General features: G+C 68.6%; 18 protein-coding genes. 8 read left to right on the top strand and 10 right to left on the bottom strand.

Annotated elements, in window-relative coordinates; genetic code table 11:
- Nucleotides 1-104: 104 nt before the first annotated feature.
- The gene (gene fic, locus AC1Q7O_RS20235; protein WP_492657694.1) at nucleotides 105-1,211 is read right to left on the bottom strand and encodes a protein adenylyltransferase Fic; all 1,107 of its coding nucleotides are present in this window, start codon (nucleotides 1,209-1,211) and stop codon (nucleotides 105-107) included.
- A gap of 355 nt (nucleotides 1,212-1,566) precedes the next feature.
- Between fic and AC1Q7O_RS20230 the strand changes: the two genes are divergently transcribed.
- Both AC1Q7O_RS20230 and AC1Q7O_RS20225 read left to right on the top strand, forming a co-directional pair.
- Complete coding sequence (locus AC1Q7O_RS20230; RefSeq protein ID WP_492657693.1) at nucleotides 1,567-1,758, top strand: hypothetical protein; 192 nt, start codon at nucleotides 1,567-1,569, stop codon at nucleotides 1,756-1,758.
- A gap of 70 nt (nucleotides 1,759-1,828) precedes the next feature.
- On the top strand, nucleotides 1,829-3,334 hold the full coding sequence (locus tag AC1Q7O_RS20225; protein ID WP_492657692.1) for a methyl-accepting chemotaxis protein: 1,506 nt from the start codon (nucleotides 1,829-1,831) through the stop codon (nucleotides 3,332-3,334).
- Nucleotides 3,335-3,397: 63 nt separating this feature from the next.
- On the opposite strand, the gene AC1Q7O_RS20220 is transcribed toward AC1Q7O_RS20225, so the two are convergent.
- From AC1Q7O_RS20220 to AC1Q7O_RS20210, 3 genes are all read right to left on the bottom strand, one after another.
- Complete coding sequence (locus AC1Q7O_RS20220) at nucleotides 3,398-4,336, bottom strand: diguanylate cyclase (protein ID WP_492657691.1); 939 nt, start codon at nucleotides 4,334-4,336, stop codon at nucleotides 3,398-3,400.
- The gene (locus AC1Q7O_RS20215; RefSeq protein WP_492657690.1) at nucleotides 4,333-6,924 is read right to left on the bottom strand and encodes a response regulator; all 2,592 of its coding nucleotides are present in this window, start codon (nucleotides 6,922-6,924) and stop codon (nucleotides 4,333-4,335) included. Before AC1Q7O_RS20215 ends, AC1Q7O_RS20220 begins: the two co-directional genes overlap by 4 nt.
- A 120-nt stretch (nucleotides 6,925-7,044) precedes the next feature.
- Nucleotides 7,045-8,712: a bifunctional metallophosphatase/5'-nucleotidase gene (locus AC1Q7O_RS20210; RefSeq protein WP_492657689.1), complete on the bottom strand. Its 1,668-nt coding sequence runs from the start codon at nucleotides 8,710-8,712 to the stop codon at nucleotides 7,045-7,047.
- 401 nt (nucleotides 8,713-9,113) lie between these two features.
- Between AC1Q7O_RS20210 and AC1Q7O_RS20205 the strand changes: the two genes are divergently transcribed.
- Nucleotides 9,114-11,522, top strand: a complete 2,409-nt coding sequence (locus AC1Q7O_RS20205) for a TonB-dependent receptor (protein ID WP_492657688.1) — start codon at nucleotides 9,114-9,116, stop codon at nucleotides 11,520-11,522.
- 107 nt (nucleotides 11,523-11,629) lie between these two features.
- On the opposite strand, the gene AC1Q7O_RS20200 is transcribed toward AC1Q7O_RS20205, so the two are convergent.
- On the bottom strand, nucleotides 11,630-13,114 hold the full coding sequence (locus AC1Q7O_RS20200) for an NAD-dependent succinate-semialdehyde dehydrogenase (RefSeq protein WP_492657687.1): 1,485 nt from the start codon (nucleotides 13,112-13,114) through the stop codon (nucleotides 11,630-11,632).
- Nucleotides 13,115-13,221: 107 nt separating this feature from the next.
- Between AC1Q7O_RS20200 and alaS the strand changes: the two genes are divergently transcribed.
- Nucleotides 13,222-15,843, top strand: coding sequence for an alanine--tRNA ligase (gene alaS / locus AC1Q7O_RS20195; protein WP_492657686.1), 2,622 nt, complete (start codon nucleotides 13,222-13,224; stop codon nucleotides 15,841-15,843).
- A gap of 69 nt (nucleotides 15,844-15,912) precedes the next feature.
- On the opposite strand, the gene AC1Q7O_RS20190 is transcribed toward alaS, so the two are convergent.
- The 5 genes from AC1Q7O_RS20190 to AC1Q7O_RS20170 form a co-directional block, all read right to left on the bottom strand.
- Nucleotides 15,913-18,045, bottom strand: coding sequence for a methyl-accepting chemotaxis protein (locus AC1Q7O_RS20190; RefSeq protein ID WP_492657685.1), 2,133 nt, complete (start codon nucleotides 18,043-18,045; stop codon nucleotides 15,913-15,915).
- Between the two features lie 172 nt (nucleotides 18,046-18,217).
- Nucleotides 18,218-18,742, bottom strand: coding sequence for a chemotaxis protein CheW (locus tag AC1Q7O_RS20185; protein ID WP_492657684.1), 525 nt, complete (start codon nucleotides 18,740-18,742; stop codon nucleotides 18,218-18,220).
- Nucleotides 18,743-18,769: 27 nt separating this feature from the next.
- Nucleotides 18,770-20,911: a chemotaxis protein CheA gene (locus AC1Q7O_RS20180; RefSeq protein WP_492657683.1), complete on the bottom strand. Its 2,142-nt coding sequence runs from the start codon at nucleotides 20,909-20,911 to the stop codon at nucleotides 18,770-18,772.
- Nucleotides 20,912-20,936: 25 nt separating this feature from the next.
- Nucleotides 20,937-21,299 carry a response regulator gene (locus AC1Q7O_RS20175; protein ID WP_056199337.1) on the bottom strand — a complete coding sequence of 121 codons (363 nt, stop codon included), beginning with the start codon at nucleotides 21,297-21,299 and terminating at the stop codon, nucleotides 20,937-20,939.
- 54 nt (nucleotides 21,300-21,353) lie between these two features.
- Nucleotides 21,354-21,821, bottom strand: a complete 468-nt coding sequence (locus tag AC1Q7O_RS20170) for a hypothetical protein (protein ID WP_492657682.1) — start codon at nucleotides 21,819-21,821, stop codon at nucleotides 21,354-21,356.
- Between the two features lie 198 nt (nucleotides 21,822-22,019).
- Here AC1Q7O_RS20170 and AC1Q7O_RS20165 point away from each other — a divergent pair, with 198 nt between their 5' ends.
- The 4 genes from AC1Q7O_RS20165 (at nucleotide 22,020) to AC1Q7O_RS20150 (ending at nucleotide 25,926) form a co-directional block, all read left to right on the top strand.
- On the top strand, nucleotides 22,020-23,180 hold the full coding sequence (locus AC1Q7O_RS20165) for a hybrid sensor histidine kinase/response regulator (protein WP_492657681.1): 1,161 nt from the start codon (nucleotides 22,020-22,022) through the stop codon (nucleotides 23,178-23,180).
- Nucleotides 23,177-23,824, top strand: a complete 648-nt coding sequence (locus AC1Q7O_RS20160) for a response regulator (protein ID WP_492657680.1) — start codon at nucleotides 23,177-23,179, stop codon at nucleotides 23,822-23,824. Before AC1Q7O_RS20165 ends, AC1Q7O_RS20160 begins: the two co-directional genes overlap by 4 nt.
- Before the next feature lie 189 nt (nucleotides 23,825-24,013).
- Nucleotides 24,014-25,231 carry an efflux RND transporter periplasmic adaptor subunit gene (locus AC1Q7O_RS20155; RefSeq protein WP_492657679.1) on the top strand — a complete coding sequence of 406 codons (1,218 nt, stop codon included), beginning with the start codon at nucleotides 24,014-24,016 and terminating at the stop codon, nucleotides 25,229-25,231.
- The gene (locus AC1Q7O_RS20150) at nucleotides 25,228-25,926 is read left to right on the top strand and encodes an ABC transporter ATP-binding protein (RefSeq protein WP_492657678.1); all 699 of its coding nucleotides are present in this window, start codon (nucleotides 25,228-25,230) and stop codon (nucleotides 25,924-25,926) included. The genes AC1Q7O_RS20155 and AC1Q7O_RS20150 overlap by 4 nt, the downstream gene beginning before the upstream one ends.
- The last annotated feature ends 7 nt before the right edge of the window (nucleotides 25,927-25,933 follow it).

Here is a 25,933-nt window from a genome sequence, read left to right as displayed (position 1 = left end):
GACGAGATTGATCGCGACCTGATGTGGAAGGTCGCGGAGCAACTGGCCCGGGTACCGCACGGCCGCGATAAGGTGCGTAGGCGCTATTCTGTTGCCGGCCGGCGCTATTCGTATCGTTCGTATTCGTGCGCTTCGTTCCCCAGCAGCCGCAGCAGGCGTGGGTGGACGAAGAGCTTTTCTTTGCCCAGTGTTTTTTCTTCCAGCACACCCAGTTCGGCCAGTGCATGCAGGTAGCGCGATGCCGCCTGACGCTGGGCGATGCCACGGTCTACCAAGTTGGCGATGCGGCAGTAAGGTTGCTCGAAAATCACATCCACCAGTTCCCGGCTGTACAGCTTGGGCAGGCGCTCGCGTACATGCTGGGCGGTGTGGTCGGCCAGTTGCTTGATGGCCAGAATCTTGGCGGTGGTCCACTGCGCGGTTTCTTCCACGCCCTGCAGCATGAACAACACCCACGGCTCCCATGCGCTGGTCTGGGTCACCTCACGCAGCAACCGGTAGTAGTCGGCCTTGCGGCGCAGGATGGCGCGGCTCAGGTAGAGGATTGGCAGGTCGAGTAGGCCTTCCTGCACCAAGAACAACAGGTTCAGTACCCGGCCGGTACGACCATTGCCGTCCACAAAGGGGTGAATGGCTTCGAACTGGTAGTGAGCCGCTGCCATGCGCACCAGCGGGTCGATGTCATGAGCGTTGTGAAGAAAGGCTTCCCAGTTGGCCAGCAGTTCGCGCAGCAGGGCCTCGCCTTGGGGCGGGGTGTAGACCACCTCACCGGTGCGGTCGTTGACCAATTGCGTGCCCGGTGTGTGCCGTACATCCAAGTCCACCGCTTTGATTTGCCGGCACACCTCCACCGCCGTGGCCGTGGACAAGGGACGCTGGGTCAGCGAGGTCGCACCCCAGTACAGGGCGCCCCGGTATCGCAAGGCTTCCTTGGTGGCAGGGTCAGCCTGTTGTTCGGCGGCATCAGCGTACTGGAACAGCCGGTCGGCCGTGGTGACGATGTTCTCGATTTCCGAACTGTCCCGCGCTTCCAGCATGGGCAGGGTGTTCACCAGCATGGCCGGGTTGGGCATCAGGGCTGCCGCCTGATTCATCGCCGCCAGCGCCGCCCGTGCCGGGATACAGGCCTTCAACACCACGCGCGTTTCCAGTTCCACGGTGGGTGGCAGGGGCGGCAAAGCGTTGTAGGGCTGTCCGGGCACCCAAGTCATGGTGGCATTTTCTGATTTTGACGACAGGTGTTCATCCTATGTCGTCGCCAGCGACATGTCATGCAAACGTGGTTGAATTATTTGATTTTTGCGACACGTTCATCTCTCATGGCTCCACCAACGACGCGAGGTTGGTCTCAAGCGCTGCCGTCAGGTAGGGCGAGTAGCCCAGCAGCATGATGGACAGCGCAGCTAAATCGCGGGTCTCCATGCTACGGAGCTTGCCGGCCGGGGTACCGGCATGTCGGATGCCCGGATAGTCCGACGAAAAGCCGCACAGCGTCTTGAGCGAGTTCTTGATGGTGGCGTGCGGCCAAGTCGTGACGTTGTTGCATATCTCGCCTAGCGTCTGGCCTTGACCGCCAGCGCCAGTCATTGCTGGTACAGCGGCATGACGCGCATGGTCAATGCGCTGGTCGATGCCCTGGCCGGCCACATGCCTTTGGCGCGTGACCGCTGCCTTGCATCGGGCCTGCCGACGAGAACTTGTTGGCGCTTCCTCGGCTTTGGTGCTCGACTCGACTGGATGTTTATTTATCAAAAATGATAAATTTATCGAATCCAAAAAGTGAGGTGTGAATATGGGTCAGTGGAGCATCAAGACGCGGCTTGTCTTCATGGTCGGGGTGCTGCTGGCACTGCTGGTCCTGTCGACGGCCGTGGGCGTGTGGAACTCGCGTGCGGCCAGCGACACGCTCGGCTCGCTGTACAACGACCGTGTGCTGCCGCTCGCGCAACTCAAGGAGGTGGCGGACGGCTATGCCGTCGGCATCGTCGACGCCGCGCACAAGACGCGCGATGGCGCGTTCACGCCTGAGCAGGGCGTGCGCGCGGTCTCCGAGGCGCGGCAGAAGATCCGCACGTCGTGGGCCGCCTACGTGGCCACGACGCTGATCGAGCGCGAGCAGGTGCTGATTGCCAAGGCGGGACCGCTCCTCAAGGACGCAGACATGGCGGCAGACCGGTTGATCGCGCTCATGCAGGCCGCTGACACCGAGGGGCTGCGGGCCTACGCCGCGAAGGACATGTACCCGGCGATCGACCCCATCGCGGACGTCGTCAGCCAGCTGAGCCAGGTGCAGCTCGATGTGGCGAGGGACGAGTACGCGGCCAGCGTGGCGACGGCCCGCATGGTGACGTGGTCGAGCGCGCTGGGCATCGCCGTGGCGCTGATCGTCGGTGTGGCCATGTCGTGGACCATCATCCGCTCCATCATCCTGCCGCTGGGCCGGGCGGTGAAGCTGGCCGAGGCGGTGGCGACGGGCGACCTGCGCACGCCGGTCGGCGCGACGGCCGATGACGAGACGGGGCGCCTGCTCAAGGCGCTGTGCGCGATGAATGAGAACCTCTCCAGGATCGTCGGTGAGGTCCGCGAGAGTGCGGAATCGGTGGCCACTGGGGCGGCCGAGATCGCCACTGGCAGCGCGGCGCTGAGCCAGCGGACCGAAGAGCAGGCCGCCAGCCTCGAGGAGACGGCCGCGTCCATGGAGCAGCTCACGGCGACGGTGAAGCACAACGCCGACACGGCGAGCTCGGCATCGGATCTGGCCAGGACGGCGTCCGCCGCCGCCGCGAATGGCGGCGCCGTCGTGCGCGACGTGGTCGACACGATGCAGGGCATCACGGCCGCCTCGAGAAAGATGTCCGAGATCATCGGTGTCATCGACGGGATCGCGTTCCAGACCAACATCCTGGCGCTGAACGCCGCCGTCGAAGCGGCGCGTGCCGGCGAACAGGGCAAGGGCTTCGCCGTCGTCGCGGCAGAAGTCCGCGTCCTGGCGCAGCGCAGCGCGGCGGCGGCCAAGGACATCAAGGGCCTGATCGGTGACAGCGTCGCCAGGGTGGAGGCGGGCCACGCGCTGGCGGGCGGAGCGGGTCAGACGATGAGCGACATCGTGGAGCGGTTCCGGCAGGTCACCGAGCTCATCAATGGCATCAGCGTTGCCAGCACCGAGCAGAGCCGCGGTATTGACCAGATGGGCGAAGCCGTCGTTCAGCTGGACCAGGTCACGCAGCAGAACGCGGCGCTCGTCGAGGAGTCGGCCGCCGCTGCCGAAAGCCTGAAGCAGCAGGCGGAGCGGATGCTGCAGACCGTCGCCGTGTTCAAGCTGGCCGGGGCGTGATGCCCCCGGCGCCGGGGGCGCGGCCGGGGCCTGCCGGGCACCGGCCCGCGGTGCTGCGGTGTCTCATGCATCCACCCAGCTGACCCGCCCGCGCCCGGCGGCCTTGGCCAGGTACATCGCCTTGTCGGCCGCCTCGACGAGGCCCTCGGCCTGCACGCTGGCCGAGACGCCCAGGCTGATCGTCACCGGCCCCTCCGTGCCCGGATGCGGCAGCGCCAGCGCGCGCACGGTGTCTTCCATCAGTTGCGCGACGCCGATGGCGCCGGCCAGGTTGGTGTCGGGCAGCAGGCAGACGAACTCCTCGCCGCCGTAGCGCGCCAGCAGGTCGGTGGGCCGGCGCAGGCAGGCGCGCAGCGCCGCCGCCACGCGGCGCAGGCAGTCGTCGCCGGCCAGGTGGCCCAGTGCGTCGTTGTAGCGCTTGAAGTGGTCGACATCGGCCAGCACGACGGCCAGCGGCGCGCGGGTGCGCTGGGCGCGGCGCGATTCGGCGATGAAGCGTTCGTCGAAGTGGCGCCGGTTGTGCACGCCGGTCAGGCCGTCGACGAAGGCGAGTTCGCGCAGCAGGTCGGCCTGGGCCTTCAGCGTCAGCTGCGTGCGCACGCGGGCGCGCACGACGGTGGGGTTGAAGGGCTTGGTGATGAAGTCGGCAGCACCGGCATCCAGCCCGCGGGTCTCGTCGTCGGGGTGGTCCTGCGCGGTGACGAAGATGACGGCGATGCCGCGCAGCAGCGGGTCGGCCTTGAGCTCGGCGCACAGCTGGTGGCCGTCCATGCCGGGCATCTGCACGTCCAGCAGCACGAGGTCGGGCTGGCGTTCGCGGCACAGCTGCAGTGCCCGCGCGCCGTCGGTGGCCATCAGCACCTGGCAGTCCTGCGCGAACACGCGGTGCAGGGCCTGGATGTTGACGGGCTGGTCGTCGACGATAAGCAGCCGGGGGCGCCGCCCCGACGGGCCGTGGCCGGGGATCAGCGGCGTGTGCTCGGGCAGCGACATCTGCATCATGGGCGGGGCTCCAGCGTGGCGTGCAGCTCGCGGCACAGCGCCAGCGCGGTGTCGAAGTCCAGTGCGGCCATCGCCGCGTCCAGCGTGGCGGCGGCGCCGGGCGGCAGCTGCGGGCGCAGTGCCTCGTGGGCGTCCAGCGCGGCGAGGTCGGAGCCGGCCAGCAGCTCGGCCAGTACCGCCAGCTGCCCGGCCAGCGTGCCAGCCGCGGGCGGAGCGCTGGCCGCGGCGTGCAGCGCCTGCACGGCCTGGCGCGCGTTCAGGTTGGCGGCCAGCCGGTCGAGCGCGGCGAGGTCCACCTGGCGGCGCTCCAGGAAGCGCTGGCGCCAGTCGGGGTCGGGCGCGGCGGCGTGCTCGCCCTCGGCGGCCAGCGCGGCCAGTTGCCCGGCGCCCAGCATGGCGGCCAGGCCGCGGTAGCCGTGCAGGCCGCGCGCGGCGGCCGTGCCGCCTTCGGCCAACGCCTGGGCGATGTGGCGGTCCTGCTCATGCAGCGCAGCCAGCGTGCGCTCGAACAGCTCCACGCGGCCGGACATGCGCGCCAGCGCCTCGGCCAGCGCGATGCCGGCGCGGCCGGCATCGTCCAGCAGCGCGGGCGGCAGCTCGGCCGGTGCGTTGCGGTCGGGCACCCTGGCCGCGCCGCAGCGGCGCCGCAGCACGGCGACGACGGTGTCGGGGTCGAAGGGTTTGACGATGTGCTCGTCCATGCCGGCGTCCAGGCAGGCCTGGCGCTCGGCGGCCAGCGCGCCGGCGGTCATCGCGATGACGGGCAGCGTCAGGCCCAGCTGGCGGCGCATCAGCCGGGTGGCCGTGGTGCCGTCCATCACAGGCATCTGCACGTCCATCAGCACGGCGTCGAAGCCGGGGCGGCCGCGCGCCTGGGCCAGCAGCGTCAGCGCCTGCTGGCCGTCGCCGGCCAGCGTGACGGTGGCGCCTTCCAGCTCCAGCAGCTCGCGCGAGACCTGCTGGCTGATCGGGTTGTCCTCGACGACCAGCAGGTGCAGCCCGGCCAGGCGCTGTGGCGCGGGCTCTGGCGTGGCGGCGTCGCTGCTGCGGGCCTGGTGAGCGGCGGCCACGGCCTGGCTCAGCATGGCCGCGGTGATGGGCTTGACGAGGAAGCCGTCCAGCAACGCCTGTTCGGCGGCGCTGCGCTGGGCCAGCCGCTCGCGGTCGTGGCTGGTGACCATCAGCACCAGCGGCGCCGGTCCCAGCAGGTGGCGCAGCTGCACGGCGGTCTGCCAGCCGTCCATGTCGGGCATGACCCAGTCCAGCAGCACGACCTCGGGCGCCTGCGCGGCGGCCAGCGCCAGCGCCTCGGCGCCGCTGCTAGCTAGCCGCACCTGCCAGCCCAGCGAGCGGGCCAGCGCGCCGATGACGCGGCGGGCCTCGGCGTGGTCGTCGATGACCAGCGCCTGGAGCGTCTGGCGAGGCGGCGGCGGCGGTGCGTCGCCGGGCAGCGGGAAGCTCAGCGAGAAGCTGAAGCAGCTGCCGGCACCGGGCGTGCTGTCGACATGGATGTCGCCGCCCATCAGCCGCACGAGTCGGCGGCTGATGGCCAGGCCCAGGCCCGTGCCGCCGAAGCGCCGCGCGGTGGAGGCCTCGGCCTGCGTGAAGCCGGAGAAGATGCGCTCCAGCTGCTGCGGCGCGATGCCGATGCCGGTGTCGCGCACCGAGAAGGCCAGCGTGACGCTGCCGGTGGCCTGCATGACTCGCTGGATGGACAGCACCACCTCGCCGCTGCTGGTGAACTTGATCGCGTTGCCGGCCAGGTTGATGAGCACCTGCTGCAGGCGCAGCGCGTCGGCGTGGATGATGGCGGGCAGCGCGGGGTCGAGGTCGAACAGTACCTCGATGTCGCGCCGGTCCACGTGTGCGGCGAGGATGACGGAGAGGTCGCGCAGCAGCTCGTCCAGCCGTGTGGGGTGCGGGTCCAGCTCCAGGTGGCCGGCCTCGATCTTGGAGAAGTCCAGGATGTCGTTCAACAGGCCCAGCAGCCCGCGCGCAGCGCCCTCGCTCTTGACCGCGTAGTCGCGCTGGCGTGCGTCCAGCGGCGTCTTCTGCAGCAGCCGCAGCATGCCCAGCACGGCGTTCATGGGCGTGCGGATCTCGTGGCTCACGTTGGCCAGGAAGCGCGTCTTGGCCAGTGACGCACGCTCGGCGGCCACGCGCGCCTGGACCTGGGCGGAGAGGTCCAGGCAGGTGACGACGAGGCTGCCGTCGGGCAGCGGTGCGGTGCGGGCCTCGATGACGCGGTCGCCGGTGCGGTAGGTCTCCAGCCGGCGCGGCTGGCCGTCGCGGGCCAGCGCCAGCGCCGCCTCGACGGTGGCGCGGGCGCGCTCGCCCTGGCCGTAGTCGCCGCGCGCGGCGAAGAAGCTGACGAGGTCGTGGAAGCGCAGCAGCGGCTCTTCGAACAGCGAGGCGGGGATGTCCAGCAGCCGCTCGAACTCGGCGTTGTGCACCAGCAGCCGGCGTTCGGCGTCGAACACCGCGAGCCCGCAGGGCAGGTGGGCCAGCACCTCGAGCACCAGCGGGCTGGGCGCGGGCCTGTGCCGGTGCTCCGCACCCGCGCCACCTTGCTTGTCCCACGCCGCCATCGCTCCCCCGAACCGCTGGCGCCCGGCCAATGGTGCCGGACGGGTCGAGTCTAGGGGGCCGCCGTTGCTGCGCCCGGGTGGGCGTCGCTGCAATTGGTTACAGGTTTCCCCTGTGACCCCTCACTCGCGGACGATGCGGCCCGGGGCGACGCGGTCCATGGCCTGCGGCTGGTCGCGCAGCAGGCCCACCAGCGCGTCGATGTCAGTGCCCAGCACGGCGCGGTCGCGGCCGTGGCGGAAGCCCGCCTGCGCGTCGCCGCCCTCGGACAGGAAGTTGTTGACGACGATGCGGTAGTCGCGCGTGCGCTCCAGCGGCTTGCCGTCGATGAGGATCTCGCCCAGCTGCGGCGTGCCGTCCGGCCCGGTGCGCCAGCGGTAGTGCAGCGTCCACGACGGCTGCAGCATGCGCGGCGCGGCGTCGCCCTTGGGCAACTGGCGCTGCAGCACGTCCCACAGCTGCTGGCCCGTCAGCGTCAGCACGACGATCTCGTTGCCGAAGGGCTGGATGGCCAGCAGGTCGCTCATCGTCGTGGGCTTGCCGGGCTCCACCACCAGGTCGGCGCGGATGCCGCCCGGGTTCATGAAGGCGATGTCCGCCGGCCCCTGCTTGCGAGCGAACACGAGCTGGCTGTCGGCGATGAGGTTGCCCAGAGCGGCATCGCCGTGGGGTTCCTTGGCGCTGCGCACGGCGCCGCGCGGCAGCGTCGCCACGGGCTTCAGGCGTGCGGCCTCGGTGAGGGCGGCGGCGCGGGCCACCAGATCGGCCAGCGCGGCATTGGGCGCGTAGGCCGACTGCAGCACCGGGTGGTTCACGGCGCTGGCTTCCAACACGCGGCCGGTGGCGTCGATCTTGAGCTTGCTCTCGGTGATCCAGCCGCCGTAGCTGCCGGCCTGCACGACGAGGCGGCCGTTGATCTTGCAGGTGTAGGCCTGGTGGGTGTGGCCGCCGATGATGATGGCGTAGGCCGGGTCCAGGCGCTTGGCGATGTCCAACACGCGGCCGCTCAGCGTGGGGCAGGCGTAACTCGGGTCGTTGGCGGCGCCGTCCTTGCCCTGCACGCCGCCTTCATGCATGACGGCCACCAGCACCTGCGCGCCCTCGGCCTTGAGCTGGGGCACCAGCGCGTTCAGCGTGTCGGCCTCGTCGGCGAAGCGCAGGCCCTTGATGGCCCGGGCGACGATGACCTGCGGGGTCTCCTTGGTCGCCACGCCGGCGACCGCGACCTTCAGGCCCCCGGCCTGCTGCATGACGTGCGTGGGCAGCACGGGCTTGCCCGTCGCGGCGTCCAGCACGTTGGCGCCCAGGAAGGGAAAGCCGGGGCCCCGGTAGCCCGGCCACAGGCAGCCGGCCGGCGCGCATTCGCCGCGCGCCTGGCGCAGCAGCTCGGGCAGGCCGGCGTCCAGTTCGTGGTTGCCCAGCGCGCTGGCCGAGATGCCCAGCTGCGACATGGCGGCCAGCGTGGGTTCGTCGCGCAGCAGGTTGGAGATCAGCGGCGAGGCGCCGATGAGGTCGCCCCCGGCGACCAGCAGCGCGTCCGGGTTCTTCGCCTTCAGCTGGGCCAGCGCGGTGGCCAGGTGGGCAACGCCGCCGGCGGGCTGGGGCTTGACCTCGCCGGTGGCGGGGTCGGGCAGGCGCGGCATCAGCGGTGTCGGCTTGGCGGGCTGGATGTTGCCGTGGAAGTCGTTGATCGACAGCAGCGTCAGCTCGGTGGTCTTGCCGGGCGGCGGGGTGGCGCAACCGGCGAGCAGAAGGCCGGCGATGACGACGGCGCTGAGGCGAAATGACATGGCGCGAAGCGAAGTTTGACTAAACCGTCGATCTTAGGAGTCCAACCGTGACAAGGGGCTGTAGCGGTTTTGCGACAGTCAGGGAATGCCTCGGTCCGGGTCGCGCGTCAACCCAATCTGGTGCCTCGCCGACCCGGCGGGAAGCCCGCGCCTACTGGGAAACGGCGGCCTCTGTCACGCCTTCGCGCCACGGCCGACCCGACCCGCAGCCGCACCTCCCTGGTGCCGGCAACCGGAGCGAAGTGTCTAAAAAGGGCCACTTCTGACTTACCCGTAAAGTTCTGTCACGGAAAGTCATGACAATTCCAGGACTGGCAGAGGTCGGGCCCCGGTCCGACTGTCATGTCAACGGAATTTGTTACAGCCCAGCGCGCCCGGCGCGCCCACTAGGAGTCACACGAATGAAGAGCGGACTGTTCTGCAAGACGGCCACGGCCCTGGCCGTCACCGTACTGGCCACTGGCACCGTGTACGCGCAGGAAGCAGCGGGTACCCAGCCCACCGAAACGCCCCGCGCCAAGGACGATGCCGTCCGTCTGGGCACCATCACCGTCGTGGGTTCCGGCGCCAAGCTGGGCTCGGGCCTGATGATCAATGACGACTCCGTGAAGGGCCGCAGCACGGTCACGAAGGCGTCGCTGGAGAAGGATCGCTCCACCGGCAACTCCTACCAGGCCATCGCGCTGCTGCCGGGCGTCAACACCTACAACTACGACGGCACCGGCCTGTTCGGTGGTGGCCTGTCCATCCGCGGCTTCAACTCCGACCAGCTGGGCTTCACCGTCAACGGCGTGCCGGTCAACGACTCGGGCAACTTCGCCGTCTACCCGCAGGAGTTCATCGACACCGAGAACGTCTGCACGACGTCCGTCGCGCAAGGGTCCACCGAGCTGGAATCGCCCAGCGGCGGCGCCTCCGGCGGCAGCGTGGGCATCATCACCTGCGACCCGGCCGACAAGCGTCGCATGCGCTTCTCGCAGACGCTGGGTGGCCTGAGCATGACCCGTACCTATCTGCGCGCCGACACCGGCCGCTTCATGGACGGCAAGGCCAAGATGTTCCTGAGCGTCTCGCACACCGAAGCCGACAAGTGGAAGGGTGAGGGCAAGGCCAAGAAGGACCACGTCGACTTCGGCTTCTCGCTGGACCTGTCGGAAGACAACAAGATCCTGGGTTCGGTGCTCTACAACCGCGCCGTCAACAACAACATCTACTCGATCAGCCTGGCCCAGCTGAACGCCAACGGCTACAACTACGACTACGCGACGACGTTCAAGCCGCGTCTGACGCCGGGCGCCGGCGCGCAGACCGAGACGGCGATGAACCCGATCTTCTGGAAGACGTCGCTGAACCCGTTCGAGAACGTCATCGCGTCGGTCTCGGGCTCGTTCAAGGTTGCCAAGGACACCTACCTGAAGGTGCAGCCCTACATGTGGTACGGCTTCGGCAACGGCGGCTGGTCTGAAGTCGCGCTGAACGAAACCACCGGCCTGCTGGGCGGTGCCAAGGACGTCAACGGCGACGGCGACACGGTGGACGTGGTCCGCGTGGGCCGCGCCAGCGTCACGCGCACGCAGCGCCCGGGCGTCACGGCCGAGCTGAGCACGACCTGGGAAAACCACTACCTGAAGTTCGGCCTGTGGTTCGAGCGCGCCAAGCACCGCCAGACCCAGCCTGCCGTGCAGCTGAATGCCGACGGTTCGCCGTCCGACATGTGGCTGCAGGAAGGCTGCATCCAGCGCGTCAACGGCTCCTGCTACCAGGGCCGCGACTGGTCGACGGTCAGCACCGCCCACCAGGCCTATTTCAACGACCAGATCAGCTTCGCCAATGACCGCGGCCTGATCTCGGTGGGCATCCGCGTGCCCACGGTCCAGCGCGACGTGACCAACTTCGCCAGCGAGGCCACGACCCGTTCGTTCGCGTCGGCCACCGCCACGACGTCGACCAACGTGTCGCAGGACTACCAGATCAAGCGCTCGTTCACCGAAGTGCTGCCGCAGCTGGGCATCCGCTTCAACGTCGACCCGCGCACGCAGGTGTTCGCCAACGTCGCGAAGAACTTCCGCGCGCCGTCGAACTTCGCCTACACGGGCAGCAACGTGCGCTTCGTCGCTGGCTCCATCCAGCCGTACACCGAAGTGAAGGCCGAGACGTCCATCATGACGGACTTCGGCTTCCGCTATCAGTCGCCGGCCGTGTCGCTGGGCGCCACGATCTTCAACTCGAACTTCAGCGACCGCCAGGCCAACGCCGTCGACCCGAACACGCTGACCAACGTCTACATGAACGCCGGTCGCGTGCGCACCCGCGGTCTGGAACTCGAAGCCGGTACGGGCGTGTTCTCGGGCTTCTCGGCCTACGCCTCGGTGACCATCCAGGAAAGCCTGATCAAGGACAACCTGCGCGTCTCCACCGCCGTGACGCTGCCGACCGCCGGCAAGGAGTTCACGCTGACGCCGCGCCACATGGCCGGTCTGTCGCTGCAGTACGAGCAAGGCCCGTTCTACGCCCGCGTGAAGGCCAAGTACTCGGGTTCGCAGCAGGCCACGCTGATGAACGACGAAGTCGCGCCTGCGTACAAGACGGCCGACCTGGACGTCGGCTACAAGGTCGGCGACCTCGGCTTCGTGAAGAACGCCCAGCTGCGCTTCAACGTCAGCAACCTGACCAACACCAAGTTCCGCAACCCGTCGTCGGGCTCAGTGACCAACGCCGTGGCCTACCAGACCCAGGCTGCCCAGGGCGTGTTTTACTACCTCGGCGCCCCGCGCCTGAGCACGGTGACGTTCAGCGCCGACTTCGAGTAAGTCTTCAAGAAACTGTGTGGCTGGCGGGCCGATCCGGCCCGGCCAGTCGGTTCAGTGACCGCGTGTGCAGCCAAAAGCTGCCTCGCGGTTTTTTCGTTTCTGGATGACTACTTCTGGATGTCGCCCAGGCAGATGTACTTGACCTCGACGTAGTCCTCGATGCCCTGACGCGCGCCCTCGCGCCCCAGGCCCGACTGCTTGACGCCGCCGAACGGCACCTCGGCCGTCGAGATCAGCCCGGTGTTCACGCCCACCATGCCGTACTCCAGCGCCTCGCTGACGCGGAAGATGCGGCCGATGTCGCGGCTGTAGAAATAGCTGGCCAGACCGAACTCGGTGGCGTTGGCAAGCTGGATGGCGTCCGCCTCGGTCTGGAACCTGAACACCGGCGCCACCGGGCCGAAGGTCTCCTCGCGCGAGCACAGCATCTGCGATGTTGCGTCGGCCAGTAGCGTGGGCTCGAAGAAGCTGCCGCCGGCGGTCTCCAGCCGCTTGCCGCCGGCCAGCAGCTTGGCACCCAGCGCGACGGCGTCGGCCACATGGGTCTCGACCTTCTGCAGTGCCTGCTCGTCGATCAGCGGGCCGACGTGGACGCCGGGCTCGAAGCCGTTGCCCGTCTTCAGCGCGCCGACCTTGGCGGCGAACTTCTCCAGGAAGGCGTCGTACACGCCGGCCTGCACATAAATGCGGTTGGCGCAGACGCAGGTCTGGCCGGCGTTGCGGTACTTGCTGGCGATGGCGCCCTCGACGGCCGAGTCCAGGTCGGCGTCATCGAAGACGATGAACGGCGCGTTGCCGCCCAGCTCCAGGCTCAGCTTCTTGATCGTCGGCGCGCATTGCGCCATCAGGATGCGGCCCACCTCGGTGCTGCCGGTGAACGACAGGTGGCGCACCACGTCGCTCTCGCACAGCAGCTTGCCGATCTCGATGGACTGCTGCGAGTCCGCCGTCAGCACGTTCAGCACGCCGGCGGGCATGCCGGCCTGCTGCGCCAGCTCGGCCGCGGCCAGCGCCGTCAGCGGCGTGGCTTCTGCCGGCTTGATGATGACGGTGCAGCCAGCGGCCAGCGCCGGCGCCACCTTGCGCGTGATCATCGCCAGCGGGAAGTTCCACGGTGTGATGGCCGCGCAGACGCCCACGGCCTGCTTGACGACGAGGTAGCGCTTGGTGGGGTCGGTGGTCGGGATGGTCTCGCCGTAGACGCGCTTGGCCTCTTCCGCGAACCAGTCCAGGAAGCTGGCGCCGTAGACCACCTCGCCGCGCGCCTCGGCCAGCGGCTTCCCCTGCTCGGCCGTCATCAGCCGGGCCAGGTCGTCGGCATGCCTGACCAGCAGTTGCTGCCAGCGCACCAGCACCGCGGCGCGCTCCTTGGCGGGCTTGGCGCGCCAGGCGGCCAGCGCGTTGGCGGCGGCGGCGATGGCTTCCTGGGTTTCGGCGCGGCCCAGGTTGGGCACCTGGGCCAGCTCGCGGCCGGTGGCCGGATCGGTCACGGCGAAGGTGGCGGCGGCACCCACCCATTCGCCATTGATCAAGGCTTGCGTGCGCAGCAGGCCGGGGTTCTCCAGCGCGTCCAGCGGGGAATTCGCGTCCATCGGGGCTTCTCCAGTCGATTTGGCATTCACTCTAACCGTGGCGGGCGAGGCCCCCTCTCTACAATCGATCCTCTTTGTCACCGCCCATTTCCACAGGAAGCCGCTGAATGAAAGCCGCCGAGATCCGCCAGACCTTTCTGAAGTTCTTCGAGTCGAAAGGCCACCAGATCGTCGCCTCCAGCCCCGTGGTGCCTGGTGACGACCCGACGCTGCTGTTCACGAACGCGGGCATGAACCAGTTCAAGGACGTGTTCCTGGGCTTCGACAAGCGTGCCTACTCGCGCGCGACGACCAGCCAGAAGTGCATCCGCGCCGGCGGCAAGCACAACGACCTGGACAACGTCGGCTACACGGCGCGGCACCACACCTTCTTCGAGATGCTGGGCAACTTCAGCTTCGGCGACTACTTCAAGAAGGACGCGATCTCCTACGCGTGGGAGCTGCTGACGGTCAACTTCAAGCTGCCGGCCGACAAGCTCTGGGTCACCGTCTACTCGGAGGACGACGAGGCCTACGAGATCTGGAACAAGGTGGTGGGCGTGCCGCAAGAGCGCATCGTGCGCATCGGCGACAACAAGGGCGCGCGCTACATGTCCGACAACTTCTGGATGATGGGCGATACGGGCCCCTGCGGCCCCTGCACCGAGATCTTCTACGACCACGGCCCTGACGTTGCCGGCGGCCCCCCGGGCTCGGCCGAGCAGGACGGCGACCGTTACATCGAGATCTGGAACAACGTCTTCATGCAGTTCAACCGGACTGAAGACGGCGTCATGCACAAGCTGCCCAAGCCCTCGGTGGACACGGGCATGGGCCTGGAGCGCCTGGCGGCCGTGCTGCAGCACGTGCACAGCAACTACGAGATCGACACCTTCGTGAACCTGCTGGCCGCGGCCAAGTCGGCCGTGGACGCGGCCGGCGGCGGCGACTGCGATGCGACCAGTCCGTCGCTGAAGGTCATCGCCGACCACATCCGCGCGTGCTCGTTCACCATCGTCGACGGCGTCATCCCGGGCAACGCCGGCCGCGGCTACGTGCTGCGCCGCATCGCCCGTCGCGCCATCCGCCACGGCTACAAGCTGGGCGCCCGCACGCCGTTCTTCCACAAGCTGGTGGCGGCGCTGGCCGCCGAGATGGGCGACGCCTACCCAGAGCTGCGCCAGGCCGAGAAGCGCGTCACCGACGTGCTGAAGCAGGAGGAAGAGCGCTTCTTCCAGACCATCGCCACCGGCATGGAAATCCTCGAAGGTGCGCTGGCCAAGGGCAACGTCGACGGTGACACCGCCTTCAAACTGCACGACACCTACGGCTTCCCGGTCGACCTGACCGCCGACGTCTGCCGCGAGCGCGACGTGACGGTGGATGAGGTCCGCTTCAACGAGCTGCTGGAAGAGCAGAAGAACCGCGCCCGCGCTGCCGGCAAGTTCAAGATGGCCCAGGGCCTGGCCTACAGCGGTGCGGCCACCCAGTTCCACGGGTACGAGCACCTGGTCTGCGAGACGAGCAAGGTCACGGCCATCTACATCGACGGTGCGCCAGTGAACGAGGCCCAGGCCGGTGACGACGCCGTCATCGTGCTGGACCACACGCCTTTCTACGCCGAGAGCGGCGGTCAGGTCGGCGATGCCGGCGACCTGCGCAACGGCACGACGCGCGTCGTCGTGGCCGACACGCTGAAGATCCAGGCCGACGTGTTCGGCCACCATGGCCAGGTCGTCGAAGGCTCGGTCAAGGTGGGCGACGTGTTCACCGCCAAGGTCGACGCCGAGCGCCGCGCCAAGACCGTGCGCAATCACAGCGCCACCCACCTGATGCACAAGGCACTGCGCGAGGTGCTGGGCGCGCACGTGCAACAGAAGGGCTCGCTCGTGAACGCCGAGCGCACCCGCTTCGACTTCGCGCACAACGCACCGATGACGGCCGAGGAAATCCGCGAAGTGGAAGCCCTCGTCAACGCCGAGATCCTGGCCAATGCCGGCGTCTCGGCGCAGGTCATGGCGCTGGAGGACGCGCAGAAGTCCGGCGCGATGATGCTGTTCGGCGAGAAGTACGGTGAGACCGTGCGTGTGCTGAGTATCGGCAGCTCCAAGGAACTGTGCGGCGGCACGCACGTGAAGGCCACGGGTGACATCGGCCTGTTCAAGATCGTCGCCGAGTCGGGTGTCGCGGCCGGCATCCGCCGCGTCGAGGCCGTTACCGGCGACAACGCGCTGACCTATCTGCAGTCGCTGGAAACCACGGTGCAGGGTGCCGCGATGACGCTGAAGACCACGCCGCACGAGCTGGGCTCCCGCCTGCATGCCGTGCTGGAGCAGGTGCGCCAGCTGGAGAAGGAGCTGACCGCCGCCAAGAGCAAGCTGGCTTCTGCCCAGGGCGACGAGCTGCTGGCCCAGGCCGTGGACGTCAAGGGCCTGAAGGTGCTGGCCGCCAAGCTCGAAGGCGCCGACGCCAAGACGCTGCGCGAGACCATGGACAAGCTCAAGGACAAGCTCAAGACGGCGGCCATCGTGCTTGCGGCCGTGGACGGCGACAAGGTCCAGCTGGCGGCCGGCGTGACGGCCGACAGCACGGGCAAGGTCAAGGCCGGCGAGCTGGTCAACTTCGTCGCGCAGCAGGTGGGCGGCAAGGGCGGCGGCAAGCCCGATCTGGCGATGGCCGGTGGCACGCAGCCGGCCGGTGTGGCGGCGGCGCTCAACAGCGTGGCCGGCTGGGTGGCCGAGCGCCTGTAAGCGGCGCGCGCCGCGCCATGAACAAGGCCCGCAGATCGCGGGCCTTTTGCTTTCTTGCGCCGGTGCGGGCTAGAAGGTTTCCCAGTCGCCGTCGTCGGCCGCCGGGGCAGGGCGGGGCGCTGGGGTCGCCGGAGCGGGACGGGCCGCGGGCTTGGACGGCGGCGAGGCCTTCGCCGCAGCTGCAGCCTTGGGCGCCGCGGCCTTGGGAGCTGCTGCCTTCACCGGCACCGCGGGCGCAGGCGCCCGTGCCGGCACGGGGGTGCTGGCCCGGCGCGGCGGCTCGCCGCCGGCCACGCGGAACACGGCCACGGCCTCCACCAGCCGCTGCGCCTGCTCCTTCAGGCTCTCGGCCGCGGCGGCGGATTCCTCCACCAGCGCCGCGTTCTGCTGCGTCATCTGGTCCAGCTGCACGACCGAGGTGTTGACCGACGCGATGCCCTCGCTCTGCTCGGTGGCGGCCGAGCTGATCTCGCCGATGATGTCCTGCACGCGCTGCACACTGGCGACGATCTCGCCCATCGTCGTGCCCGCCGTCTGCACCAGGCGGGCGCCGTTCTCCACGCGCTCCACGCTGTTGCCGATCAGGGTCTTGATCTCCTTGGCGGCCTCGGCACTGCGGCCGGCCAGCGAGCGCACCTCGCCGGCCACGACGGCAAAGCCGCGGCCCTGCTCGCCGGCGCGCGCCGCTTCGACGGCGGCGTTCAGCGCCAGGATGTTGGTCTGGAAGGCAATGCCGTCGATGGTGCCGATGATGTCGGCGATCTTCTTGCTGGCAATGTTGATCTCGTCCATCGTCGTGACCACCTGGCCCACCACCTCGCCGCCGCGCGTGGCGGCGCCGACGGCGGACTGCACCAGCTGGTTGGCCGTGCGGGCCGAGTCGGCCGTCTGGCGGACGGTGCCGGTCAGCTCGGCCATCGATGACGCGGCGTTCTGCAGGTTGCTGGCGGTTTGTTCCGTGCGCTGGCTGAGGTCCAGGTTGCCGGTCGCGATCTCGGTGCTGGCCGTGCCGATGCTGTCGACGGACGCGCGCACCGTGCCGATGGTGGCGGCGAGGCGCTGGCGCATGCCCTCGGTGTCCTGGATCAGCGCACCGATCTCGTCGTGGCGGCTGCTGCTGACCGACTGGGTGAGGTCGCCGTCAGCGATGGCGCCGACCGCCTTGTGGAGCGAGGCCAGTGGCCGCGCCACCCAGCGGCGCATCATCCACATGAGGCCGAAGCCCAGGCCCACCGTCGTGAGCGCCAAGGCGCCCCAGAAGAAGAACAGCGTCGTGCGGCCGGCGGCCTGCGCCTCGCTGCGGGACACCTGGGCGATGACCCAGTAGCCGGTCTTGTCGCTCTTGCGGGCGACGGCGAAGTTGTCGCTGACGCCGTTGCCCAGCACATCGGGCGCGTCGTTCAGCGTCACCGCCGTCGCGGTCTGCTCCGCCAGCACCTTCTCGAAGCCCGGCGCCACGCTGGAGAGCAGCTTGCCCTTGGCCGTGGGGTGGGCGGCCAGCTGCGCCTTGGTCGGGTCCTTGGGCACGGCGACGATGTAGGTGCCGCCATGCTCGAAGAAGCGGGCGGCTGCGGCCATGCGGTCCATGGCCTGCTCGAAAGAGTCGAGGTCGTAGCCGACGAAGAGGATGCCGATGATCTTGCCGGCATCGTTCTTGATCGGCTCGTAGTGCGTCATGTAGGCGCGCCCGAACAGCAGCGCGCGGCCCGTGTAGGCCTTGCCAGCCGTGATGGCGGCGTAGGGGGCGCCCTGCTTGTCCAGCAGCGTGCCCATGGCGCGCTCGCCCTTCTCGTTCTTCAGCGACGTCGTGATGCGCTCGAAGTCAGCGCCCTTGGCCGCGAACACCGTGGCCACGCCGCCGTTGACGGCCGCGAACTTGTCGACCTGGCTGAAGTTGCCGTTCAGCTTGGGGCCCCAGTCGCGCAGCTCGCCGGTGGCCTCGTCCAGCGTGAAGCTGGGGCCGAACTCCTGGCGGAAGGAGCCGAAGGTGCGTTGGGTCTGCTTGGCGGCCACCTCGTCCATCGCCTGCATGGCGTCGATCAGGGACTGGGCCTTGTCGCCCACCCAGGTGTTCACCTGGTCTTGCGATGTGCGTTTGAGCATGGTGCCCACGATGAGGCTGACCACCAGCAAGATCACCGCGACGGCGGCGGCGCCCGACAGCGAGACCTGTCGTGCAACCGATTGAACGGGTTGGCGCATGCGCACACCTCTTGAACTTCTTTGTTGAAAGACCGTACAGAGTCAGGTGGCTGCTTCGGATGAGCAGCTTGCCCGACTAATCAAGAAAGAGGGCCGGGCGCTGATGGCGCCCAGCCCGTTGAATCTTGAATGTCTCCCCGCCTCGCGGGTTGCGCCCAGGTGTGCCGCGCTCTCAGGCGGCGATGGCGGCGTCCATCAGGCCCATCTCGGCGCTGCTCATCAGGCCCTCGATGTCCATCAGGATCAGCATGCGCTCGCCCACCGAGCCGATGCCGGTGATGAAGCTGGTGTCCACCGACGCCGAGCTCAGCTCGGGGGCCGGCTTGATCGCGTCGCGGTTCAGTTCCAGCACGTCCGACACCGAGTCGACGACGGCGCCGACGACGCGGTTCTTCACGTTCAGCACGATCACGACCGTGAAGCTGTTGTACTCGGCCGTCGGGCAGTTCAGCTTCAGGCGCAGGTCCACGATGGGGACGATGACGCCGCGCAGGTTGACGACGCCCTTGATGAAGTCCGGCGCGTTGGCGATGCGGGTGGGCTGCTCGTAGGAGCGGATTTCCTGAACTTTCAGGATGTCGATGCCGTATTCCTCGGAGCCGAGCCGGAAGGTCAGGTATTCGCCGCTGGCGGGGCCATGGGACTTGGCAGTGACGGCGCCTTGCTGGCGCAGGGCGGGGACGTTGCTGGCTTCCATGCGGACCTCTCTGTCGTTGGTGGATTGTTAGTGGCGAGACCGGCGCACGAGGCTGCCGACGTCCAGGATCAGGGCCACGCGGCCGTCGCCCATGATGGTGGCGCCGGACACGTCGTTGACCTTGCGGTAGTTGGCTTCCAGGTTCTTCACGACGACCTGCTGCTGGCCGAGGAGCTCGTCCACCAGCAGTGCGACGCGGCCGCCTTCGGCTTCCACGACGACCATGATGGAGCTGACATGCTCGAAGTCGAAGCGCGGCACGTCGAACACCTTCTCCAGCTCGATGACCGGCATGTACTCGTCACGCACCTCGACGACGCGGCCGGAGCCGGCGACGGTCTTGATGGTGTCGGACTGCACCTGGAAGGATTCGACGACGCTGCTCAGCGGCAGGATGTAGCACTCGTCGCCCACGCCCACGCTCATGCCGTCCATGATGGCCAGCGTCAGCGGCAGGCGCACGGACACCTTCATGCCGTAGCCCTCGGCGGAGTCGATCTCGACCGTGCCGCCCAGCGACGTGATGTTCTTCTTGACCACGTCCATGCCGACACCGCGGCCGGACACGTCGGTGACCTGCTCGGCGGTGGAGAAGCCGGGCGCGAAGATGAGGTTCCAGCACTCGGCGTCGGTCATCGTGTCCGGCGCGTCGATGCCCTTCTCGCGGGCCTTCTTGATGAGCTTCTCGCGGTTCAGGCCGCGGCCGTCGTCGCGCACCTCGATGACGATGCTGCCGCCCTGGTGGGACGCGACCAGCGTGATCGTGCCCTGCTCGGACTTGCCCCTGGCGACGCGGTCCGCGGGCATCTCGATGCCGTGGTCGCAGCTGTTGCGCACCAGGTGGGTCAGCGGGTCGGTGATCTTCTCGACCAGGCTCTTGTCCAGCTCGGTGGCTTCACCCTGCGTGACCAGCTCGACCTTCTTGCCCAGCTTGGCGGCCAGGTCGCGCAGCATGCGCGGGAAGCGGTTGAACACGGTCGACATCGGAATCATCCGGATCGACATGACCGACTCTTGCAGGTCGCGCGTGTTGCGCTCCAGGTCGGCAAGACCTGACGTCAGCTGCTGGTACAGCGCCGGGTCGAGCTCGCGACTGTTCTGGGCCAGCATGGCCTGCGTGATGACGAGCTCGCCAACGAGGTTGATGAGCTGGTCGACCTTCTCGATGGACACGCGCAGCGTCGTCTGGTCCATGCCGCCGGCGGCGGGCTTGGACTCGGTCTTGGCCGGCGTGGCGGGGCGGGCGGGCACGATGGCCGCAGGCGCGGGCGCTGCCTCGGCGGGCGCAGGCGCCGCCTCGGGGGCCGCACCGGCGGGCACGCCGGGGGCGTCGTCGAAGAAGCCGTAGCCGGGATCGGCGGACGGTGCCTCGGCCGGCGGTGCGCCGGGCGCGCCGTCGTAGAAACCGAAGCCCGTGGTCAGCGGCATCAGCTTGACCTGCTCGCGCGCGACGTGGAAGGTGAAGAGATCCAGCAGGTCGTTGTCGGTGGAGCTGGTCAGCACCTTGAAGCGGCGCATGCCGTCGGAGCTCTGGCCGGCGTCCAGCGGCTCGATGGTGCCGAGGTCGGTGATTTCCTTGAACAGCTCGACGAGGTTCTCGGCCAGCGTCAGGTCGGTCAACGGGCCGACCTGCAGCTCCAGCAGGCGCGTGCCGGGCTTGGCGGCCGTGGCAGCGGGCGCGGCAGCCGGGGCGGGCGCAGGCGCCGCCTTGGGAGCGGGTGCCGGCGCCGCGGCCGCGGGGGCAGCGCCGCCCTCGACGAAGCTCTTGATGCTGACCAGCAGGTCGGTCGTGTCGAACGGATCGGCGCCCGAGCCCTGGTGGCGGCCCAGCTGCGCGCGCAGCGCGTCGCCGGATTGCAGCAGCACGTCCACCATCGCGGCGTTGGGCTGCAGTTCGTGGCGGCGCAGCTTGTCCAGCAGCGTCTCCATCTGGTGGGTCAGTTCGGCGACGTCGGAAAAGCCGAAGGTCGCCGCGCCACCCTTGATGGAGTGCGCGCAGCGGAAGATCGCGTTCAGCTCTTCGTCGTCGGCCGCCTCGACATTCACGTTGAGCAGCAACTGCTCCATGTTGTCGAGGTTCTCGCCGGCTTCTTCGAAGAAGACCTGATAGAACTGGCTGAGGTCGATGCCAGCACTGATGCTGGCGCCTTCGGTGGTCATGTCACCCATGGCTGGTGCTCCCCTGGAACCGGAATCAGCGGATGACCTTGCCGATCACCTCGATCAGCTTGGCCGGGTCGAAAGGCTTGACGAGCCAGCCCGTGGCGCCGGCGGCGCGGCCGGCCTGCTTCATCGCGTCGCTGGACTCGGTGGTCAGGATCAGGATGGGCGTGGTCTTGAACTTGGGGTTCTCGCGCAGCTTCTTGGTCAGGCTGATGCCGTCCATGCGGGGCATGTTCTGGTCGGTCAGCACGAGGTCGAAATCGCGCTGGCCGGACTTTTCCCAGGCGTCCTGCCCGTCCACTGCTTCCACCACGTTGAAGCCGGCGTTCTTGAGCGTGAAGGCCACCATCTGGCGCATCGAGGCCGAATCGTCGACAGCAAGGATTGAGTGCATTTGAGTTTTCTCCGAGAGAGCGTGGTTGCCTGGGGCTGAATTTGACCGGGGGGTTCAGAAAAGTTCGATGGAGCCGGCGTCCATCTCGTCCTGCGTGACCGGGTTGGGCCGCAGCGGCGCGATCTCGACGACGGCCGCGCCGTCCTCGTCGTCCATGCCGAAGGTGTCGCGGGCCAGCTGGTCGGCGCAGTTGCGCAGCCGCTGGCTGGTGTGGGCGATCAGCTGCGTGGCCATGTCCTGGAACTGCAGCGCGGTGATGGCGCCGGCGATGTCCTGCATGATCTGCTTGAGGCCCTCCGACGCGGGGCCGCCATCGCTGCCGCTGAGCAGCGACATGGTCTGGTTGGACGCGCTGTAGAAGTGCGTGGACAAGGCCTCGCCAGCGTCGTCGAGCAGGCGCTGCAGGCGCTCAAGGTCATTGGTCACCGTCATCAGGTGATCCTGCAGTTCCGCAGCCGCCAGCAGTGGCATGGCGGCCACGGCTTCGTCGATTTCGGCTGCGTTGAAGGTGTCTGTCTGCATCGTGTCTCCGCGAGGGGATGCTGCTTCTTGTCCCATGGCCCTGTGAGTTCGATCAGGGCAAATCAATCATTGCATGTTCACCGCATTTTCGGCAGCTGTCGACCTTGAGATGTTGTGAGAACGAGCGGTATTACCGGTCTGGCAGGCGTTGAGCGTGGTGCCGTGGCGCCGTTGCCGGGCGGGGCATACTGCGGGCCCATGACGATTCCAGGTGTCGAACAGGCCGGCAGAGTCCTGCGCGTGCTGCATGTCGAGGACTCCGACCTCGACCACCATCTCATCCTCGCGCAGCTCGCGCGCGCCGGTCTGAGCCTGGAGATGGAGCGGCTGGATGTGCTGCCGGCCGTGCTGGCGGCGCTGGACCGCCCCTGGGACGCCATCATTTCCGACTACAACCTGCCCGGCTTCACGGGCCTGCAGGTGCTGGAGGCCGTCAAGGACCGCCAACTGCTGATGCCGTTCCTGCTGGTGTCCGGTGAGATCGGCGAGGACGCCGCGGTGGCAGCGATGCGCAACGGTGCGTCCGACTACCTGCTCAAGAACAACCTGGCCCGGCTGGTGCCGGCGCTGCTGCACGCCATCGACGCGGCCGACAGCGAGCGTGCGCGGCGCGCGTCGGAGGACGAGCTGGTGCGCTCCAAGCAGCGCCTGCACCAGTTGGCTGGCCACCTTCAGACCAGCGTGGAGCTGGAGCGCGCAGCCATCGCGCGCGAGATCCATGACGATGTGGGCGGCTCGCTGACGGCCATCAAGTTCGACCTTGCCTGGATAGACCGCCATGCGCAGGAGCCCGAGGTGCGTGCCCGCGTGGCGGCAGCGCTGGAGACGGTCAGTTCGGCCATCGACGCCAGCCAGCGCATCATGCACAACCTGCGGCCGGCCATCCTGGAGCAGGGCCTGGTGGCCGCGCTGCAGTGGATGACGGCGCGCTTCGAGCGCCGGACGGGCATCGAGGCCGGGCTGCGTATCGGCGAGGCGCGCCTGGCCCTGCCGCCCGGCGTGCCGCTGGTGGCCTACCGCACAGCGCAGGAGGCGCTGACCAACGTGTCCAAGCACGCCGGCGCGACGCGGGTGGACCTGGAGCTGAGCCTGGACTCCGGCGTGCTGACGCTGGAGATCCGCGACAACGGCCGCGGCGTGGCGGCGCAAGACCTGGCCAAGGAGCGCTCCTTCGGCATCCGCGGCCTGCACGAGCGGGCGGCGACGGTGGGCGGCTGGGTGGACCTGTCCAGCACGCCGGGGCAGGGCACCAGCCTCATCCTGACCGTGCCGCTGGACGCCGACGCCATCGACGCGCTGGACGACACCACCGACTTCGGCCGCGACGATGTCGGCCAATCCATCTGGGGGCGACTGTGATTCGCGTCATCCTTTGTGACGACCACGGTCTGATCCGCCGCGGCATCCGCGACACGCTGGCCGATGCTGACGACATCGAGGTGGTGGGCGAGGCCGGCGACTACACGGAGCTGCGCGGCCTGCTGCACAAGCTGGGCCAGGACAACCCCTGCGATGTGCTGGTGCTGGACATCAACATGCCCGGCCGCTCGGGCCTGGACGTGCTGCACGTGCTCAAGGATGAGGGCTCGCCGCTGCGCGCGCTGATCGTGTCGATGTACCCGGAGGACCAGTACGCCATCCGCGCGCTGAAGGCGGGCGCCTATGGCTACGTGAACAAGGGCGGCGACCCGGCGACGCTGGTGCAGGCCGTGCGCACGGTGGCGCAGGGCCGCAAGTACGTGACGCCCGAGATCGCGCAGATGCTGGTGGAGAGCCTGACGGCGCCGGTCACCGAGCTGGCGCACCAGAAGCTGTCGGACCGCGAGCTGCAGACGCTGGTGATGATCGCGTCGGGCAAGCGCCTGTCGGACATCGCCGAGGAGCTGATGCTCAGCCCCAAGACCGTCAGTGTCTACCGCGCCCGCGTGCTGGAGAAGCTGGGTCTGACGAACAACTCCGAACTGACGGTCTACGCGATCCGCAACGGCCTGGTGGCCAGCTAGCTAGCAGCCGTTCGCCCTGGCCAGCCGCCACTCATCCCGGCTGGCTGTCGATTCGCCACTCCGGGCGACCGTTGGTCGAAAGCCTGGGCGCTGGTAGCGCTCTCTGTGCAGAATTTGCCCGTTTTCGAGCGGGTGCGGCGTTGGCCGGCCCGGTGAACCTTCTTCCAGGAGTGCGTCATCGATACCGGAATGCTGAAGGAGCTGCGCATCGACGGTGCGCAGCGTGAGGATCACGGCGGTGGCACGCCGAAGTGGGTGTGGGGGCTGGCCGGCGCTGCCGTGCTGCTGGTAGCAGCGGGCGGCGGCGCCTGGTGGTATCTCAACGCCAACAGGGCCGTGCCGGTGCAGACCGTCGCCGTGAAGGCCAACGGCCAGGGCGTCTCGCCCAACGCGGTGCTGCAGGCCACCGGCTACGTGACGGCGCGCCGCATGGCCACCGTGTCGGCGCAGATCACCGGCACGCTGACCGAGGTGCTCATCGACGAGGGCTTCAAGGTCAAGAAGGGCCAGGTGCTGGCGCGGCTGGACGACACCGGCCTGAAGGCCGGGCTGGCCGCGGCCGAGGCGCAGGTGCGCACCGCCGAGGCCAACCTGGGGCAGCTCCGCGCCCAGCTCGCGCAGGCCCAGGCCGATGAGCGCCGCCAGGCCGAGCTGAACGCCGCCGGCATGACGACGCGGCAGTCGCGCGAGCAGGCAGCGACGGCCGTGAAGACGGTGGCGGCGCAGCTGGAGGCGGCGCAGCGCCAGGTCGAGGCAGCACAGGCGCAGGCGCGGGCCTCGCGCGTGAACTATGACTACGCCACGGTGCGTGCGCCATTCGACGGCATCGTCACGGCGCGCGCGGCGCAGGTGGGCGAGATCATCTCGCCGCTGTCCGCCGGTGGTGGCTTCACGCGCACCGGCGTGGGCACCATCGTCGACATGGACTCGCTGGAGGTCAGCGTGGACGTCAACGAGGCCTACATCGCCCAGGTCAAGGCCGACATGCCCTGCGAGGCGGTGCTGGACGCCTACCCGGACTGGAGGATCCCGGCCCATGTCGTCGCCGTCATCCCGAGCGCCGACCGCGGCAAGGCCACGGTCAAGGTGCGCGTGGCACTGGAGCAGAAGGACGAGCGCGTGGTGCCCGACATGGGCGTGCGCGTGAGCTTCCTGGCGGCCAAGGCGCCGGTGGATGCGAAGCCGGTGCCGGGCGTGCTGGTGCCGCCGGACGCGGTCACCGAACGGGACGGCATGCCGGTGGTGTTCGTCGTGGCTGACGGCCGCGCGCAGCAGCGCACGTTCAAGCAGGGTGCCAACGTGGGCAAGTTCCACCTCGTCACCGAGGGTGTGAAGGCCGGGGAGACGGTTGTCGTGTCGCCGCCCGCCGAACTCAAGAGTGGTTCAACCGTCTCCAACAAGGAATGAGCATGAGCGCTTTGATCGAAGTCCGTGACCTGTCCAAGGCCTACGCCCGCGGCAAGCAGACCGTGGAGGTGCTGCACGGCATCAACCTCGACGTGGCGCAGGGTGATTTCCTCGCGCTGATGGGCCCGTCGGGTTCGGGCAAGACGACGCTGCTGAACCTGATGGGCGGGCTGGACGCGCCCAGCGGTGGCGCCATCAGCGTGGGTGGCGAGCGCATCGACAAGCTCTCGGGTGCTGCGCTGGCCCGGTGGCGGGCGTCGCGTGTGGGCTTCGTGTTCCAGTTCTACAACCTGATGCCCACGTTGTCGGCGCAGAAGAACGTGGAGCTGCCGCTGCTGCTGACCAAGCTGTCGGCCGCCGAGCGTCGCAAGCGTGCGGCCATCGCGCTGCAGCTGGTGGGCCTGGCGGACCGCGCGTCGCACAAGCCCACCGAGCTGTCGGGCGGTCAGCAGCAGCGCGTGTCCATCGCGCGGGCCATCGTGTCCGACCCCACTCTGCTTGTCTGCGACGAACCCACCGGCGACCTGGACCGCCAGTCCGCTGAGGACGTGTTGACGCTGCTGCAGGCGCTCAACCGCGAGCATGGCAAGACCATCGTCATGGTCACGCATGACCCGCGCGCGGCAGCGCGCGCCAGCCATACGCTGCATCTGGACAAGGGCACGCTGGTGAGCGAAGCCGAGGCCATGGCCTGAGCCAGCG

Source organism: Roseateles sp. GW823-FHT07B05, from assembly GCF_058794515.1.
This window is presented reverse-complemented; position numbering and strand designations above follow the sequence as displayed.